This is a genomic window from Psychromicrobium lacuslunae, assembly GCF_000950575.1.
In the GTDB taxonomy this organism is placed as follows: Bacteria; Actinomycetota; Actinomycetes; order Actinomycetales; family Micrococcaceae; genus Renibacterium; species Renibacterium lacuslunae.
In genome coordinates this window covers 640,427-657,509 of record NZ_CP011005.1, presented here as the reverse complement: position 1 = coordinate 657,509, position 17,083 = coordinate 640,427, and the positions used below count along the sequence as shown (strand labels likewise).

At 59.3% G+C, this 17,083-nt stretch carries 16 protein-coding genes; 8 read left to right on the top strand and 8 right to left on the bottom strand.

The window, feature by feature from the left end:
* Positions 1–185: 185 nt before the first annotated feature.
* The 4 genes from UM93_RS03005 to UM93_RS02990 all read left to right on the top strand — a co-directional run bounded on the left by UM93_RS03005 (position 186) and on the right by UM93_RS02990 (position 4,964).
* A complete protein-coding gene (locus tag UM93_RS03005; protein WP_045073569.1) occupies positions 186–1,208 on the top strand; it encodes a methionine ABC transporter ATP-binding protein in 1,023 nt (340 codons plus the stop codon).
* Positions 1,205–1,867 carry a methionine ABC transporter permease gene (locus UM93_RS03000; RefSeq protein ID WP_045073568.1) on the top strand — a complete coding sequence of 221 codons (663 nt, stop codon included), beginning with the start codon at positions 1,205–1,207 and terminating at the stop codon, positions 1,865–1,867. Before UM93_RS03005 ends, UM93_RS03000 begins: the two co-directional genes overlap by 4 nt.
* 226 nt (positions 1,868–2,093) lie before the next feature.
* On the top strand, positions 2,094–4,484 hold the full coding sequence (locus tag UM93_RS17385) for a glycoside hydrolase family 84 protein (protein WP_082056999.1): 2,391 nt from the start codon (positions 2,094–2,096) through the stop codon (positions 4,482–4,484).
* A 36-nt stretch (positions 4,485–4,520) separates the two neighbouring features.
* The gene (locus tag UM93_RS02990; RefSeq protein WP_045073566.1) at positions 4,521–4,964 is read left to right on the top strand and encodes an SRPBCC family protein; all 444 of its coding nucleotides are present in this window, start codon (positions 4,521–4,523) and stop codon (positions 4,962–4,964) included.
* Here the strand turns inward: UM93_RS02990 and UM93_RS02985 are convergent.
* From UM93_RS02985 to UM93_RS02970, 4 genes are all read right to left on the bottom strand, one after another.
* The gene (locus UM93_RS02985) at positions 4,961–5,368 is read right to left on the bottom strand and encodes a VOC family protein (protein WP_045073565.1); all 408 of its coding nucleotides are present in this window, start codon (positions 5,366–5,368) and stop codon (positions 4,961–4,963) included. The genes UM93_RS02990 and UM93_RS02985 overlap by 4 nt on opposite strands.
* A gap of 32 nt (positions 5,369–5,400) precedes the next feature.
* Positions 5,401–5,616 (bottom strand): hypothetical protein, encoded by a 216-nt coding sequence (locus tag UM93_RS02980; RefSeq protein ID WP_045073563.1) that lies wholly within the window; start codon positions 5,614–5,616, stop codon positions 5,401–5,403.
* A 65-nt stretch (positions 5,617–5,681) separates the two neighbouring features.
* Complete coding sequence (locus tag UM93_RS02975) at positions 5,682–8,708, bottom strand: bifunctional [glutamine synthetase] adenylyltransferase/[glutamine synthetase]-adenylyl-L-tyrosine phosphorylase (RefSeq protein WP_045073562.1); 3,027 nt, start codon at positions 8,706–8,708, stop codon at positions 5,682–5,684.
* Positions 8,709–8,732: 24 nt separating this feature from the next.
* Positions 8,733–10,073 carry a glutamine synthetase family protein gene (locus UM93_RS02970; RefSeq protein WP_045073560.1) on the bottom strand — a complete coding sequence of 447 codons (1,341 nt, stop codon included), beginning with the start codon at positions 10,071–10,073 and terminating at the stop codon, positions 8,733–8,735.
* A 121-nt stretch (positions 10,074–10,194) separates the two neighbouring features.
* On the opposite strand from UM93_RS02970, the gene panB reads away from it, so the two are divergent.
* The gene (gene panB, locus UM93_RS02965) at positions 10,195–11,061 is read left to right on the top strand and encodes a 3-methyl-2-oxobutanoate hydroxymethyltransferase (protein WP_045073559.1); all 867 of its coding nucleotides are present in this window, start codon (positions 10,195–10,197) and stop codon (positions 11,059–11,061) included.
* A 29-nt stretch (positions 11,062–11,090) separates the two neighbouring features.
* On the opposite strand, the gene UM93_RS02960 is transcribed toward panB, so the two are convergent.
* Together UM93_RS02960 and UM93_RS17635 are read right to left on the bottom strand one after the other, a co-directional pair.
* Complete coding sequence (locus UM93_RS02960; protein ID WP_045073557.1) at positions 11,091–12,179, bottom strand: DUF4185 domain-containing protein; 1,089 nt, start codon at positions 12,177–12,179, stop codon at positions 11,091–11,093.
* 164 nt (positions 12,180–12,343) lie between these two features.
* Positions 12,344–12,508: an SPOR domain-containing protein gene (locus tag UM93_RS17635; RefSeq protein WP_157874081.1), complete on the bottom strand. Its 165-nt coding sequence runs from the start codon at positions 12,506–12,508 to the stop codon at positions 12,344–12,346.
* Between the two features lie 138 nt (positions 12,509–12,646).
* Here UM93_RS17635 and map point away from each other — a divergent pair, with 138 nt between their 5' ends.
* Genes map through UM93_RS02945 form a run of 3 tightly spaced genes read left to right on the top strand, consistent with a single transcriptional unit; the run spans position 12,647 to position 15,105 of the window.
* Positions 12,647–13,513 carry a type I methionyl aminopeptidase gene (gene map / locus UM93_RS02955; protein ID WP_045073555.1) on the top strand — a complete coding sequence of 289 codons (867 nt, stop codon included), beginning with the start codon at positions 12,647–12,649 and terminating at the stop codon, positions 13,511–13,513.
* Positions 13,514–13,555: 42 nt separating this feature from the next.
* Positions 13,556–14,347 (top strand): polyphosphate--glucose phosphotransferase, encoded by a 792-nt coding sequence (gene ppgK / locus UM93_RS02950; protein ID WP_045073554.1) that lies wholly within the window; start codon positions 13,556–13,558, stop codon positions 14,345–14,347.
* Entirely contained in the window at positions 14,344–15,105 is a 762-nt protein-coding gene (locus UM93_RS02945; protein WP_045073552.1) for an SDR family NAD(P)-dependent oxidoreductase, read from the top strand. The genes ppgK and UM93_RS02945 overlap by 4 nt, the downstream gene beginning before the upstream one ends.
* A gap of 76 nt (positions 15,106–15,181) precedes the next feature.
* Here UM93_RS02945 and nrdR read toward each other — a convergent pair whose 3' ends face one another.
* Positions 15,182–15,661 (bottom strand): transcriptional regulator NrdR, encoded by a 480-nt coding sequence (gene nrdR, locus UM93_RS02940; protein WP_045073550.1) that lies wholly within the window; start codon positions 15,659–15,661, stop codon positions 15,182–15,184.
* A gap of 82 nt (positions 15,662–15,743) precedes the next feature.
* The gene (gene hisD, locus UM93_RS02935) at positions 15,744–17,063 is read right to left on the bottom strand and encodes a histidinol dehydrogenase (protein ID WP_045073549.1); all 1,320 of its coding nucleotides are present in this window, start codon (positions 17,061–17,063) and stop codon (positions 15,744–15,746) included.
* Between the last annotated feature and the right edge of the window lie 20 nt (positions 17,064–17,083).

Sequence of the window (17,083 nt, the reverse complement as noted above, 5' to 3'; positions counted from 1 at the left end):
CAACCCTAGGAGCGAGGCAATCGGAGACAAATTTGCGCTGCATTTTTCGCAAGAAAACGACGCCCAGATTCATTTTTCTACTCGCTGGGTAACCAGAATTTGCCAGCTCCGGGGCAGTTGTTAAGTTGGCAAAGCGAACCACAATTGCCTCCGCAGATTTAAGCAGATTTAGGAAGATCCATCGGTTGACCAGCATTATTGAATTCCGGCATGTCAGCAAAACCTTCAGTTCCCACGGCCGTCAAGTCAGCGCCCTGGACGATCTGAACCTCAGCATTGAGCAGGGAGAAATATTCGGCATTATTGGTTACTCGGGGGCCGGCAAAAGCACGTTAGTTCGGCTGATAAACGGCTTGGAACGCCCCAGCGGTGGCAGCATCCGAGTTGAGCAAACCGAGTTGACCGGATTGTCCGAGGGTGCACTAGCCAAGCTCCGGCTGCGGATCGGAATGATCTTCCAGCAGTTCAACTTGCTCCGTTCGCGAACCGTGGCAGGGAACGTTGAGTTCCCGCTCTGGGTCGCCAAAGTGCCACGTGAACAACGCAGGAGCCGGGTTGCTGAATTGCTGGATTTTGTCGGCCTGCTAGATCGTGCACATGACTACCCCGAGCAGCTCTCCGGCGGCCAAAAACAACGGGTTGGAATTGCCCGGGCGCTGGCAGCCTCCCCAGTCATCTTGCTCGCTGACGAAGCGACCAGTGCCCTGGATCCGGAAACCACTCGGGACGTGCTCGCGCTCTTACGCAGGGTAAATCGTGAGTTGGGCGTGACAGTGGTGGTGATCACTCACGAAATGGAGGTGATTCGTTCGGTGACCGATCGGGTGGCGGTGCTCGACGCCGGTCAGATTGCTGAGATCGGCAGCACCTTCGAGGTCTTTGCCACCCCCCAGCACCCGGTCACCAGAAGATTCCTCGACGGCGTGGTGCACACCAGACCTGACGCTGAAGACTTAAAGCGGGTCTCGCGACGGCACCCGGGCAGGCTGCTCATCGTGACGATTAGCGACCTTGACGACTTCAACCAAAGCCTGAGGACAGCACGCGAGGCCGGGGCACAGGTCGAGATCGCCTTTGGCGGCATTGACTCCATCCAAGGGCGGGACTTCGGCACCCTCACGCTGGCACTAAACGGCACCAACGAGCTAGTCGAGCAGGCGATTTCTGAGTTTCGTGCCGTGGCGACGGTAGAGGAGGTGAACCGATGACTTCGGACTGGGGAAGCATTCTCGGCTCGCTACTAGAGAATCTGTGGATCACTCTCTACATGGTTGCTTTCACCCTGTTGCTCGCCGGGATACTAGGCCTCGCTCTGGGCTTGGTGCTCTACACCACTCGTCCGGGAGGCATCCTGGCGCACAGGTTCAGTTACGCGGTAATCAACGTGATTCTCAATATTGTCCGGCCGATCCCTTTCATCATCCTGATCGCTGCCCTGCAACCGGTGACTCGGGCCATCGTTGGCACTCACATCGGCACCAACGCGACGATCTTCGTGATGGTGGTGGCAGCAACCTTCTCAATCGCGCGGGTAGTCGAACAAAATCTGGTGAGCATCGACCCGGGAGTGATTGAGGCGGTTCGGGCGGCCGGTGCCAGGCCGCGACACATCATCTTTGCGGTGCTCATTCCTGAAGCACTCGGCCAATTGATTCTTGGCTACACCTTCATCGTGGTTGGCATCGTTGACATGTCAGCTCTGGCCGGCGTGATTGGAGGCAAGGGCTTAGGCGACTTCGCCCTGGTGAGCGGTTATATGGTCTTCCGCTGGGACGTCACGCTCTTAGCGACCGCGACCATTATCGTGATCGTGCAGCTGGTGCAGTTCCTCGGCAACCGATTGGCTCGGAAAGCATTGCGACATTAGAGTGCGATCGGTGCTTAACCGGTTAATGAAACGTTTTCACGGCGTGTTGCCGCAACACGCCGTGAAACGGCCCTATCGAGACGCGCGGCGAGGGCGCAGGATGCCTCCTGTTCTGTGAATCTCACATTCCGATGATTGAATCTGATCCTTGCTGTGGATTTCGGCACCGATCTGAGCAAGGATGCTTGGCAACGCCTAGTGGAATTCAACAGATCGAAGGATCCTCATGCCACGTCCAGCCAGCCAGTCATCCTCAGATTCAGTCGATCAATCAGCCGCTGCGTATCGGCCACGCTGGCGAAAAGCCGTCGCGGTGCTGACCGGCGTGCCGCTGATCCTCGCCGTATTGTCCACCTTCTCCCCCGCATCTGCAGGAGCCGCAGTGCCATTTGCCCCCTCGTCCGAAGCAGCCAGCAATCCGGTGATCGTACCGACCCCGCAGCAGCAACAATTTAGTGGCAGCCCGCTGTCCCTTACCGCGGTCGAGGTGGTGGCCGGCTCAGACACCGATCCGGCCGCGAAGGCACTGCTGTTGCAAAGCCTGCAGGCAAGCGGTATTAGCAACACCGTTGGTGCCACTAAGTTGTTCCTCGGTCCTGGCACCCGCAGCGATATCGCCAATGTGCTGGGCAGCAACGCAACCCCGCAGAAACCCGAAGGTTATGCGCTCAAAGTTAGCGCGAGCGGCATCGCGATTGGCGGCTTCGACGCTGCCGGTCAGTACTACGGGGTGCAGAGCTTCAGACAGCTGCTGACCGGAAACAAGGTCGCCCAGGCCAGCCTTGTCGACTGGCCGGCGATGCCTATTCGCGGCAGTATCGAGGGGTTCTACGGCATGCCGTGGAACCAGCAAGAACGCCTCGATCAGCTCGCCTTCTACGGCGATCTGAAGATGAATACCTACATCTACGCACCCAAGGACGATCCTTACCACCGCAGCAAGTGGCGTGATCCTTACCCGGTCGATAAACTCGCCGAACTCAAGGCACTGGTCGATGAGAGCCAGAAGCACCACGTCCGCTTCACTTTCGCGCTCTCCCCTGGCGAATCGGTCTGCTTCTCCTCGCAGGCAGACCGAGAGGCTGCTATTGCCAAAATGCAGGCGATGTATGACGTCGGAGTGCGCGCTTTCTCCATTCCGCTCGATGACATTTCCTACACGAAGTGGAACTGCAGTGCGGACCAGACCGCTTACGGCACCCCCGGCTCCGGCAATGCGGGCAAAGCCCAGGTGTCCCTCCTGAACTACCTGAATACCAACTTCATTAAGACTCACAGCGGCACCTTCCCCCTGCAAATGGTGCCTACCGAGTACTCCGATATCAAGACCTCGCCCTATAAGCAGCAGTTCAAGGCGAATCTGCAATCGGACATTGTGATCATGTGGACGGGCACCGACGTGGTCCCGCCCTCGATCAGCAACGCCGATGCCTCGGCGATTGCTGCGGTGTGGGGGCGCAAAGTCTTCCTCTGGGACAACTACCCGGTCAATGACTTCGGTCAGACCACTGGCCGGCTGTTGATGGGTGCCTATGACAAGCGCGAAGCCGGGCTATCTGCCTCGCTCCTCGGAGTAGTGTCTAATCCGATGAATCAGTCCTCCGCGAGTAAACCTGCGATTGCCGGAGTGGCTGGCTTCTCCTGGAACGATACGAAATACGATGCTAACTCCACCTGGTTGTGGTCGCTTAACTATCTTGCGAAAGGCAATGCCGAGTTAGCTGCCGCGCTGCAGACCTTCGCGGATCTGAACTTTGCCGCGCCGACCTTCGGCCCAAACTTCTGGTTACCGCAGTCTCCCGCGCTCGGCAAGCTCAGCGACGCTTTCAAAGCTGCACCGAAAACTGCCGATCTGAGCGCTTTGAAGAACTACGCAAACTCAATGGTGTCCGGTTCCAGCCTGATACCGGCCAAACTCAGCGACAAGATTTTTGTTCAGGATGCGGCCGCCTGGTTGACCGCGGAGAAACCGTGGGGCGTCGCCCTGCAGAAGGCGATAGCCGCCGTCGAAGCAGCCCGGTCCGGCCAGCAGGACGCCGTGCAAGCCCTGGTTGACGCTTCAAATGCCGCCGTCGATCAGGCCAGGGCCGTGAAAATTACCGATCAGAAGAATACTTGGAGTGCCTCGGCAACGCCGGCACCAAAATTAGGCGACGGCGTGCTCGACGTTTTGATCAACCTTTTGATTAAAACCGCCAGCAATGGTGGCGAAAACTATGCCCTAAACTCCCCCGAGGTGAAGGCCAGCGGCGTCGAACCGGGCACCAGCTTCGTCGCGAAGAATGCGGTAGACGGCGTCGCCACCACTCGCTGGGCTTCCAATTACGCCGATAATGCTTGGATTCAAGTGAAGCTCACGCAACCGGTGCTACTGAGCACCGTGAACATCAATTGGGAGACCGCCTGCGCCACCGCTTATAAGCTGCAAACCTCCGTGGACGGTGTGAGCTGGAAAGATATTGCCGTCGATAAGCCGGTCTGCAGTGGAGTGCAGAAGATCGTGGTGAACAGCACGACAGCGGTCAACTACCTCCGAGTTCAGGGCATTAAACGGGCAACTCAATGGGGTTACTCGATCTTCGAGATCGAGGCCTATGGCGTGCCGGCAGCGAGCTAGTCACCGCCGGAACCCGGCTCGGGCTATCCTGCAATTATGAGTTTCGTGGTCACCTTACGCAATGAGTCGACGCTGGCCCAAGCTGATCTCTTCGACGCCTCCCTGAGTATCGATGCCCACCTTGAGTCAATGTCGGCCAGCGATGAAAAGGCCATTGCAGGGGTCACTCAGGGAAAGATCGCGCTCGGCGAAACGGTGACCTGGCGGGCGAAACACTTCGGCATCTGGTGGACAATGACCTCAAAGATTGTCGAGCTGGACGCACCCCACCACTTCATTGACGAACAACAACGCGGGCCGTTTAAGCGCTTCCGCCACTTGCACCAATTTGAAACGCAGGGAGCGGTGACCGTGATGACTGATACTCTCACGGTCACCGCTCCCTGCGGGGTGCTCGGGCTGATCGCCGAGAAGCTCTTTCTTAAGAGCTATCTCCGCAAGCTGATCGAGCAGCGAAATCGATACTTACTGGGTGCTTAAGCTTCGCCCATTTGGCTCATGTCCATGAAGAAAACTTCCCAGTGATGACCGTCTAGATCGAAGAAACTGCGCTGGTACATGAAACCTTGGTCCATGGTCTCACCGGCCACCGTTGCACCGCTAGCTAGTGCCTTATCCACGAAGGTATCCACGTCCTCGCGGCTATCGACGCCGAGGGCGTAGATAGCTTGATCAGCGGCCTTCGGGTCACCGACCGGCTTGGCGGTGAAGCTCTGAAAATACTCTCGGACCAGCAGCATGAAATAGGCGTCCTCGCCCACCAGCATGCAGGTGGCGTTCTCATCGGTAAATTGTGGATTGAAGCTGAACCCAAGACCGGTGAAGAATTCCACCGAGGCATCGAGGTTAGCAACCGGAATATTAACAAATAATTTGTGTGACATGCCCTAAAACTAGCAAGGTCACCACCGCGGTACTAGGCTTTGCCGAACTTTTTGTGCACCGCCTGTTTGCTGACTCCCAGACAAACGGCGATCATCTCCCAGGAGAACCCGGCCAGCCTGGCTCGACGCACCAGGGCAGCCTCAGTACGACCGACTTCCTTCTGCAGCTCGGCCAAGGCAAAAAGGGCCTCACTAGGGTTATCAGCATCCATATCGCCGATTAGTGTTTTCATCCGCTCCACCTCCATACGTCAACCTTAGTTGACGAAACAAGAGGCGTCAACTAAGGTTGACGCCAATCGCGGGATGCAGACTAACTGGCGTAGAAGTACCGCTCAAAAACGATCCGGGCCTGTCTGGTGAGTCGCAAATAATCTTCCTCCAGCGCGCCGCCGTGTCCCGCCGGATAACCGCACCAGCGTGCCACCGCTTCCAGATCGCGCCGCGAGGACGGCAACAGATCGGAGGCTTTGCCGCTCCAGAGCACATTTGCCGAACGAATCCGGCTGGCCAGCTGCCAAGCGCTGCCCAGCAACTCAGCGTCGTCGGCAGCCACCAGGCCGAGATCGGCAAGCGCGGCCAAGGCTGGCAGCGTCGAACTGGTGCGCAGCTGAGGGTACTGCCCGGCGTGTTCTAGCTGCTTCAATTGGACCAGCCACTCCACATCGCTCAGCCCGCCGCGACCCAATTTAAGATGACGGGCGGGGTCTGCTCCCCTGGGCAGACGTTCCGACTCAACGCGTGCTTTGATGCGGCGAACTTCCCGACGATCCTGCTCACTCAGTTGCGCCGGGTAACGGATCGGATCTATCAAGCTGAGGAAATCTTCAGCGAGCTTATCGGAACCGGCCATCGGCCGCGCCCTGAGCAACGCCTGAGCCTCCCAGATCAGCGACCAACGCTGATAGTACTCGCGGAACGAGTCGAGCGACCTCACCATCGCACCGTTCTTACCTTCTGGACGCAGATCAGCATCGATCTGGAGCACCCGTTCGGCGAGCACGGCTGGCTTCAACGGCTGGGTGAGCAGGCTGGAAATCTGCGCAACAATAGCGAGGGCTTGCTCCTGGGCTTCGGCTTCCGTAGCTCCCGGCAAGGCTCGGTGCACGTACATCACGTCAGCGTCCGAGCCATAGCCAATCTCCCGGCCACCCTGGCGCCCCATCGCGACCACCAGGATTTCGGTCTTCAACTCCCCCACCGCCCCCTCGGCCACGTGTAGGGCGCCGAGCACGGCGGCCCGGTCGACGTCGGCGAGCGCCTGGCCGATCTGTCCCTGGTCAAGCAGCCCAGCACCATCGGCAATCGCAATCCGCAAGATTTCGCGGCGACGGATCAACCGGATCAGCCGGATCGACTCAGCAGGCAACGGGTGCCGCGACATCTTAGACTGAATTTCCTGCCACTGAGCCTCAAAACTGAGTGGTTGCAACTCCTTATCGGAACCCAACCAGGCGGTTTCCTCGGGAGAGACTTCCAACAAATCCGCGATCAATCGCGAGCTGGAGAGCACATGGCAGAGCCGCTCCGCTGCGGCTTGCGAGTCCCGCAACATCGCCAAGTACCAGTGCGTAGTGCCCAGCGATTCACTGAGCCGGCGGAAGGCGAGCAGCCCGCCATCCGGGTCAACACCATCGGCCAGCCAGCCTAGCAGTACCGGCAGCAGCTGCCGTTGCAGCGCCGCCCGGCGAGAAACCCCGGCGGTCAGTGCCTCAATATGTCGCATCGCACCGGCGCCGTCTTGGTAGCCCAGGGCGGCCAGCCGTGCTTGAGCTGCCTGCGGGCTGAGCGCAGCCTCCGCAGCGCTCAGATGGGCAGCGGTGTTCAACAGCGGGCGGTAGAAAATACGCTCGTGCAGGGCCCGTACCCTGCGCTTCACGCCCTGCCATTCACTCAGCAAAGTATCGGCGCTAGGCCGACCGCGTTCAAAGGATCCCCTTGACGACCTGGCCAGAGCCTTGAGCGCAGGGGCGGCGAGCGGCATCAGGTGTGTGCGACGCAACTGTACGAGCTGAATCCGATGTTCGAGCACTCTGAGGTATCGGTAGGCGGCATTGAGTTCGGCGGCGTCACTACGGCCAATGTAGCCTGCATGCGATAGTGCTTCGATGGCGCCAGTGGTATCGCGGCGATGCAAGTGCTGATCGGTCTTGCCGTGCACCAATTGCAGCAGCTGCACGGTGAATTCGACATCACGCAAACCGCCGACCCCCAGCTTGATTTGGCGCTCCTGCTCACCGGGGGGAATGTGATCACTGACCCGACGGCGCATCGCCTGCACCGATTCCACGAAGCCCTCACGTTCCGAGGAACTCCACACCATCGGCGCCACCGCGAGCTGATAACGCTCGCCCAGCGGGCGGCTTCCCGCCACCGTCCGCGCCTTGAGCAGGGCTTGAAATTCCCAGCCCGAAGCCCAGCGCCGATAATACTCAAGATGTGACTCAAGGGTCCGCACCAAGGGCCCGTCTTTGCCTTCGGGGCGTAGGTTGGTGTCGACCTCCCAGAGCCCTGGTTCTCGCGCCGGAGCGTTAATAATCCGCGAAATGGCAAGTGCCAATTGCTCGCCAATCGTCATCGCCACCACTTCGTCGAGTTCCACCGCCTCAATCAGGTAGATCACGTCGACATCCGAAATATAGTTCAGTTCCCGGGCCCCACATTTACCCATTCCGATCACCGCAAGGTCAACAGCATTGACCTGTTCTGCGGTCCAGGCAGAGGATTCGGCACTCAGCTCAGCCCGAGCCACGGCGAGCGCGGCATCCAGCGCGGCACCGGCCAGATCGGCAAGTTCGGCACCGACAATCGGCATCACATCGGTTGGCGAGGCAGCCGATAAATCCCTGATTGCGAGCTCCGCGAGATGCCGACGGTACTGGGTACGTAGCGCCGGAACCGCCTCGAGCGGTGGTCGGCTCGCAATCGGCCGGTGCGCCTCGGGGTCGGCTCCGACGCTCTTCAGCAGCGAGCTCCGCAGTTGCCAGGCGGGCACTCCATGGGGTTCCGGTGTCACCGGCGTGCGCAGTAATTCGGCGTGTTCGGGATGACGGATCAGGAAGTCAGCGAGCGCCTCGGAGGCGCCGAGTAAGCGGAACATCGGCTCGCTCGCCTCGCCGCCTTGCGCCACTAGGCGATGCACTTCGGAACGCAGCGGCTCTGCGGCTGCCAGTAGCCGGACTAACGATTGCAAAGCCAGATCAGGGTCGGCGGCGAAGCTCAGTCCCGCAAAGAGCCGCTCTTGGTCAATACCCTGCAGTTCGGGGGCAGCCAAAAAGCGGCTACTTTTCTCCAAATCGGCAAAACCGTTGGCGATCAGGGTTCGCTGCAGACTTTTCACAAAGCAGTCCCTGCTGCGCGGGTTTTAGAGGATCCCCAAGTTGCGCTGCAACTCGTAGGGTGTCACCTGCAAGCGGTAATCCTGCCACTCGGCGCGCTTATTGCGCAGGAAGTGCTCGAAAACTTGCTCCCCAAGGATCTCAGCCATTACCTCGGAATCCTCCATAATCCGGATCGCATCGTGCAGGCTGGAGGGCAGCGGATCGTGGCCCAGCGCACGGCGCTCAGCCGTGCTCAGCGCCCAGACATCATCCTCGGCGGCCGGCGGCAATTCGTATCCTTCCTCAATACCCTTCAGGCCCGCGCCGAGCAGCACGGCATAGGCCAAATAAGGGTTAGTCGCCGAATCGATACCGCGGTATTCGATCCGGGCGGATTGGCCCTTACCCGGCTTATAAAGCGGTACCCGGACCAGGGCCGAACGGTTATTGTGCCCCCAGGACAGGTAGCTTGGCGCCTCGCCGCCACCCCAAAGTCGCTTATAGGAGTTCACAAACTGATTGGTGACCGCGGTGAATTCGGGGGCGTGTTTGAGGATACCGGCGATGAATTGCCGGGCCGTGGTGGAGAGCTGGAATTCTGCACCGGCTTCGAAGAAAGCGTTGGAATCGCCTTCGAACAGTGAAAAGTGCGTGTGCATACCGGAGCCGGGATGATCTGAGAACGGCTTCGGCATGAAAGTAGCGTAGGTACCCTGCTGCAGCGCGACTTCTTTGATCACGGTGCGAAAGGTCATGATGTTATCGGCGGTCTGTAGAGCATCGGCGTAGCGCAGATCTATTTCGTTCTGCCCGGGGCCACCTTCGTGATGACTGAACTCCACCGAGATGCCAACGTTCTCCAGTGTGGTCACCGCGGTACGGCGGAAGTCCTGCGCCACTCCCCCGGGTACATGATCAAAATAACCGGCATGGTCCACCGGCACCGGAATGCCGTCAGCTCCAAGTTCTTCGGATTTGAGTAGGTAGAACTCGATCTCTGGGTGGGTGTAGCAGGTGAAACCCATATCGGCGGCTTTGGCCAGGGTCCGTTTGAGCACATTGCGTGGGTCGGCGGTGGAAGGCTGCCCGTCCGGGGTCAAAATATCGCAGAACATCCTCGAAGTCGGTTCGGTTTCTCCGCGCCAGGGCAGAATCTGGAAGCTCGAAGGATCCGGTTGCAGCAACATATCGGACTCGAAAACCCGGGCCAATCCTTCAATTGCGGAGCCGTCGAAGCCCAGTCCTTCCTCAAAAGCACCCTCCACTTCGGCCGGAGCAAGTGCCACCGATTTGAGCGAACCAACCACGTCGGTGAACCAAAGCCGAACAAAGCGCACATCACGCTCTTCAATGGTGCGGAGAACAAATTCCTGCTGGCGATCCATCGGGTTTCCTTCTGCTCTGCTTGCCCTGGGGCACCTGCGCTAACGCGCCCTGCGGTAATAACTCTACCGAGAGTTCAGCCACAAAGGACTCAGCCCGCTAATTTCCAGTAGGCTCTGATCCATGAGTTCCGCCGAAATCCCAGCACCCTACGGAAATGGCCCGAAGGCCGAGGCTAGTTCCGCTACCTCGGGAGTGCGCCGTATTCGTACTCACCACCTGCAGCAGGCCAAAGAGCACGGCGAGAAGTTCGCCATGCTCACCGCCTACGAGCAGTACTCTGCCGAAATCTTCGATGAGGCGGGAATTGAAGTGCTACTAATCGGCGATTCAGCCGCGAATAATGTTTACGGCTACGAAACCACTATTCCGATCACCATGGATGAGATGTTGCCGCTCTGCCGTGCCGTCTCCCGGGCTGCCCAGCGCGCCCTGGTGGTCGCGGATCTGCCCTTCGGCAGTTACGAGGCAAGCCCGGAGCAGGCAGTGGCCGCAGGAGTCAGATTACTGAAAGAAGGCCTGGTCGCCGCGGTCAAAATGGAGGGCGGTAAGCGCTTCGCCGGACATGTCCGAGCCATGGTCGATGCGGGCATCCCGGTGATGGCACATATCGGCTTCACTCCGCAGAGCGAGCATGCGCTCGGCGGTTACCGGGTGCAGGGTCGTGGTGATGCCGGTCAGCAGGTAATTGACGACGCTGTTGCCCTCGCCGAGGCTGGAGCGTTCAGTGTGCTGATGGAGATGGTGCCAGCAGAAGTCGCCACCGCCGTGGACGCCGCGATCAAGGTGCCAACAATCGGTATTGGCGCGGGCAATGGAACCACTGGCCAGGTGCTGGTCTGGCAGGACATGGCCGGCCTACGCGGCGGCAAAGCGGCCAAGTTCGTCAAACAATACGCTCAGCTACGGGAAACTCTCGGTGAGGCGGCTAAAAGCTATGCTGCTGAAGTGCGCTCCGGAGCCTTCCCGGGGCAACAGCATTCCTTCTGAGCTAGCTCCGCTGAGCAGCCGCGGCTCAGCTACGAACTGCCGAAACCTTTGACTCGGAACTGCATCACCCGGTAGGGCCAATTAGCGCTGGTATTCCACTGGCTGACTGAAAGATGCAAGTCATCCAGCGTGGAACCCGGAATCACGTATCCTCCGTAAAGCTGAGCAACATGGCTATCGTCCTCGCTGCCCCAATCGGCGTGATTGATCAGCGTCCTGCGCTTGGCGGTGTAAAGATTTGAGGTTGGGCTGTCCATGATGATGCCGTCGATCCGCCAGTTATCGTCATCCGAGCAGAACCAGGTGAGGATCCATTTCCCGCCGAGCGGGCGTAGGCTCATTTCGCCGAATTTACCGTTCAGAATCGGCGTTGGCGGATTCCCCCAGCCCCAGCTACCAGCCGCGTAGCCCCAGGGCTGGTATGCGGCGGGGTTGGCGATGTCCTGACTCTTCACCCGGTGCATAATGATGGGCTTATCGCGCTGGAAACCGGTCGAGTAAATGTAGACGTAGCCGTCGTTGCCGAGGCCCCAGGTGAGCAGCTGGAAGAGTCCGCCGTGCAGGTCGGAGGCGAACTTGGCCCCGGTGTGTACCCAATGTGCGCCACTGTCGTCGCTGCGCCAGATCTCCGTCCACACCACATTACCTAGGCCTTTATTGACCATCACGTGCAGGTACATCGAGTTCCCGATGGTGATCACATCGGAGGGCAGCACGGTGGAGAACACCGCATTATTGTGCTCGTAGGCCCACAATTGTTCGGCAGCTGCACCGCCCACCGCGCCCGACCAGGTGACGCCGGAAGCAAGGTCGGTGGTGTTGGACCAGAGCGCCACCGGTGAGCGCCACCAGCCGCCACCAACATGTGCTTGCTCAAAAGTGTCGCCAAAGACATAGAGCGTACGGCCATCCGGAGTCCGAGCCGGGATGCCAAGGTCGGTTGCCTCCATCCGATAAGCGGTGGTCAGCCCTGGCCCGGTGAGATCCTTTACCTTTTTGACCACAATGGGTCCGGCCGCCTGCGCTGGCGCAACTGCGCTCGCGCCCAGTCCGACGGCGGCAAGGCTGCCGGCGGCAGCTGTCACGAAGGCTTTACGGCTGATCGGGGTGGATGGCATGCTGTCTCCTCGCTGAGAAATCGATTACATCGATGCCTCATGTTTAGCAGCTTCCCCGCGGTAGAGGCAAGGGATCCCAGAATATTCTCAGCAAAATCCGGAGTTACCGGCTACCCCGGCATCGGCTTGAGCGGCGTCATCAACTTCAAAGTAGAAGCCTCGACTCAGTCCTCCTCGGCGGCGTCCCAAGCCTCATTGCGTTGCCGGACTTTCTCCAGCGCTTGTTCGGCCTCGGCCCGGGTTTCATAGGGTCCGATCAACTGAGTCCAGTCAGATTGCGCGTCCTCTTCGACTTCGTGGGTTTTCACGTTGTACCAAAACTGCGGCATAGCGGCTCCTCTTCGACTCGGTAGTAACTTCGACTGATGGCAGTACCTTGAGCCTATCGCTCGATCGCCACGCTCAACAGAACCCCTGGTAACCGCGCGAGTTCTCCGTGCGGAAGCAGTGATGGCTAGGATGGATTCATGCCTCATGCCCCACTCAGAACTCTCACCCCAGGACAGCTCAGTCCTCGCCGCGACGTGCCCAGCTCAATCCCACGGCCGGAGTACGTCGGCAAGCCGGCACCGGCGAAATTTACCGGCTCCGAGGTCAAAACAGCTGAGACCATTGAAAAGATTCGTGAGGCTTCGAAGATTGCCGCGCAGGCAATTGTTGAGGTCGGCAAACACATTGTGCCCGGCGTCAGCACTGACGAACTGGACCGAATAGGTCACGAGTTCCTGCTCTCTCAGCAGGCCTACCCTTCGACCCTGGGCTACCGCGGTTTTCCGAAATCGCTTTGCTCATCGCTCAATGAAGTGATCTGCCACGGCATTCCGGATTCCACCGTGGTCAAGGACGGCGACATTATCAATATCGATATCACCGCCTATAAGAACGGTGTGCATGGCGACACCAATTACACCTTCCTGGTCGGCAATGTCGACGAAGAATCCAGACTACTGGTGGAACGCACCCAAGAGTCGCTTCGTCGGGCCATCAAAGTTGTCGCGCCGGGCCGTGAAATCAACGTGATTGGCCGGGCGATTGAATCTTATGCCAAGCGTTTTGGTTATGGCGTAGTTCGCGACTTCACCGGTCACGGAGTGGGCGAGGCTTTTCACACCGGACTGATCATCCCGCATTATGACGCCGCGCCGGCCTACAACACTGTGATCCAGAGCGGCATGACGTTTACTATCGAACCAATGCTCACCTTGGGCGGTATTGAATGGGATATGTGGGATGACGATTGGACGGTGGTCACCCGTGATCGCAAACGCACCGCGCAGTTCGAGCACACCTTGCTAGTCACCGACACCGGTGCCGAAATCCTCACCTTGCCCTAACCGCACGCTTTACAGTTCTGCACGATCAGCTACGGAGTCCTCATGTCTAAGAATCCCGCTAAGTCCCATCACGCCATCGGTATCGACATCGGCGGCACCGGTATCAAGGGCGGCATTGTCAACCTCAAAAAAGGCGAATTAGTCGGCGAGCGGTTCCGGATCGACACCCCACAACCCTCCACTCCGGAAGCCGTAGCTGCAGTGGTGAAGCAGATCGTCGATGAATTGATGAGCCGCCCTGAGGCGCCCAGCGCGGACAGTCAGGTCGGCGTTGACTTCCCCGCGATCATTTCGCACGGGGTTGCTCATTCGGCGGCGAACGTCGATAAGAGCTGGATCGGCACCGATGCGGATGCCCTGCTCACCAAGGTACTTCAACGACCGGTACACGTCATGAACGACGCCGACGCGGCGGGTGTGGCTGAAGCAAAATACGGCGCTGGCCGTGATCAGGACGGCACCGTACTGGTCATTACCCTGGGTACCGGCATCGGCTCAGCATTCATCTTCAATGGCAAACTGGTGCCAAACGCCGAGCTAGGCCATTTGGAGCTCGACGGCTACGATGCCGAGAGCCGCGCCTCAGCCACCGCTCGCGAGCGTGAGAACCTGAGCTGGGAACAATATGCCGAACGGCTGCAGCGCTACTTCTCACACGTCGAGTTCTTGTTCTCCCCTGAGTTGTTCATTATTGGTGGTGGGATCTCCAAGCGCAGTGAAGATTTCCTGCCGCAGCTTAAGTTGCGCACCAAAATCATTCCCGCCCAGCTCAAGAACAATGCGGGCATCGTTGGCGCCGCGCTGCAAGCCTCTCGGCACTTCAAAAGCAAGTGAGTCAGCAGCCGGCCAGGCCCCCGGTAATTATTGTCACCGGAGCAAGCCGCGGCATTGGTGCTGCAGTGGCACGGCAGGCCGCGACCGGTGGATACGCTGTGGTGGTCAACTATGCGCGGGACGTCGACGGGGCCGAAGCCGTAGTGGCAGAAATCACCACTGCGGGCGGCCTCAGCCAAGCAGTTCAGGCGGATGTCGCCGATCCAGGGCAGCTATCTCGACTCATTGACGCGGCCGCGGAACTCGGCGAGCTTTGTGCTTTAGTCAATAATGCCGCCATCACCGGCAACTCTCCTGGGACCTTCGTCGAGCTGCCGGATCATTTGCTGGCCGAGACTTTCGCCACGAACGTGCTGGGCAGTATGCGAGCAAGCCAGGCCGTGTTACAGCACTGGCAACGGTCCCCGGCAAGCCGAATGTCGATTATTAATATTTCCTCCACCGCGACCAAAGCTGGTTCACCGGGAGAATGGGTGCACTATGCCGCCACTAAGGGGGCTATTGATGTGTTTACCCGGGGCCTGGCCGCTGAAGTCGCCCAGCAAGGCATCCGAGTCAATGCGGTAGCTCCAGGTCTTACCGACACCGGTCTGCATCAGGAGGCGGGGATGCCGGACCGGGTAGCACGACTCAGCCCGACCATTCCGATGGGCCGCGCAGCGACTCCTGAAGAAGTGGCCAACGCCGTGCTCTGGTTACTCTCGGACCAAGCCTCGTACATCACCGGCAGCATCTTGCCGGTGAGCGGCGGACGATAAACCCTGCCGGATTCAGTGGTACCGGTGGTGGCCCGGGCTTCCCCTCCCTGACCACCACCGGAGTCTAGTTACCCGGCTAGGCGTCCTGCCGAGCCGCAGCCGATTTCAACTCGGCTTCGTGACGGAGCAATTCAATGGCATGTTCAAAGTCTTCAAGCGATTCAAAGGCTTGATAAACACTTGCGAATCGCAGATAAGCAATCTTGTCGAGCTTCTGTAGCGGACCGAGAATGGCGAGGCCAACCTCGTGCGCTTCAATTTCAGCGCTACCGGCACCCCTAATGCTCTCTTCGACTTCTTGCGCCAGTAATGCCAGGTCGTCCTCGGTAACTGGCCGACCTTGACAGGCCTTACGCACTCCGTTGATCACCTTGCCGCGACTAAACGGCTCGCCAATCCCGGAACGTTTGATCACCGTCAGACTGGTTGTCTCCACCGTAGTGAAGCGCCGCTCACATGACGGGCACTGACGACGACGGCGAATCGCCGAACCATCGTCGGCAACCCGCGAGTCAACCACCCTGGAGTCGGGATGTCGACAGAACGGACAGTACATGCTGCTACTTTACAACTAGATATGGGAAAATTACAAGAAGGTAATTACCATATGTAGTGTTTTCTTAGGTTTTCCGCTCGGACTAAGCTTCAGTCGACGAAGGCTTGAAACGAATCGAGACAGCATCCCCATGAGCCGGTAAATCCTCGGCCCGGGAAAGCGCCACAATATGCTCAGCTAGCTGCGCCAAAGCGGCCCGGTCATAGTCAATCACCTGGATGCCCCGCAAGAAGGTCTGCACGCCCAAGCCTGAGCTAAAAGCTGCGGTACCGCTGGTGGGCAGAACGTGGTTCGACCCGGCGCAATAATCACCGAGGCTAACCGGCGAGGAAGCACCAATGAAGATCGCTCCGGCACTGTGCACCTGGGCGGCCACCTCGGCGGCATTCTCGGTAATCACCTCAAGATGCTCGGCTGCATAGGCATTCACCACATCGAGTCCCTGCGCAAGATCATCGACGAGCAACACGGCAGATTGCCCACCGCCCAACCCTTGCTGAACGCGATCAGCATGCTTGGTAGTCGCCAGCTGAGCCAACAGCTCACGCTGCACCTGTTCCGTCAATTCCACCGACGGGGTGACCAGTACAGCGGCAGCCGCCGGGTCATGCTCGGCCTGGCTAATCAGATCGGCAGCGACAAAGGCCGCCTCTGCGCTGTGGTCGGCAAGGATGGCGATTTCAGTCGGCCCGGCCTCAGAATCGATACCCACCAAGCCCTTCACTAGACGTTTGGCGGTTGCCACGTAGACGTTACCCGGACCGGTGATCAAGTCCACTGGTTCTAGTTCGTCCTCGATCCCGTAAGCGAAAGCAGCGATCGCCTGCGCTCCGCCAATGGCATAGACCTCGTTCACCCCTAGCAGGGCAGCGGCAGCCAGAATGGTGGGGTGCGGTAACCCGCCGAAGGCCTTTTGTGGCGGCGAGGCGAGGGCGATTGAACCGACGCCAGCAGCGAGCGCGGGCACCACATTCATCACCACCGAGGAGGGATACACCGCCAGCCCGCCAGGAACATAAAGGCCAACCCGGCGCATGGCTTGCCAGCGCAGTGTCACCTCAGCACCCCGGGCGAGTTGCACCGGCACATCCTGGGGGCGCTGCGCCTCAGCCACTCTGCGCGCCCGAGCAATTGATTCTTCCAGGGCCTGCCGAATATGAGGGTCGAGCTCGGCCAGCGCGCTTGCCAACGCTTCCTCGGGCACCCGCGGATGTTCCTGGCTTACCCCATCGAACAACTCTGCATACTCGCGCAGGGCGGATAAGCCGTCGCTCTGCACGTTTTGCAGAACCTCACGGACTCGTTGTTCGGCTATCGCGGTGTCCTCACCGGCCGCACGCGGCACGACACGACGCAATTGCGCCAGAGTAAGTTGTTCACCGCGCAGGTCAAGAGTGCGCATTAATTGCTTGGTCACGAAGC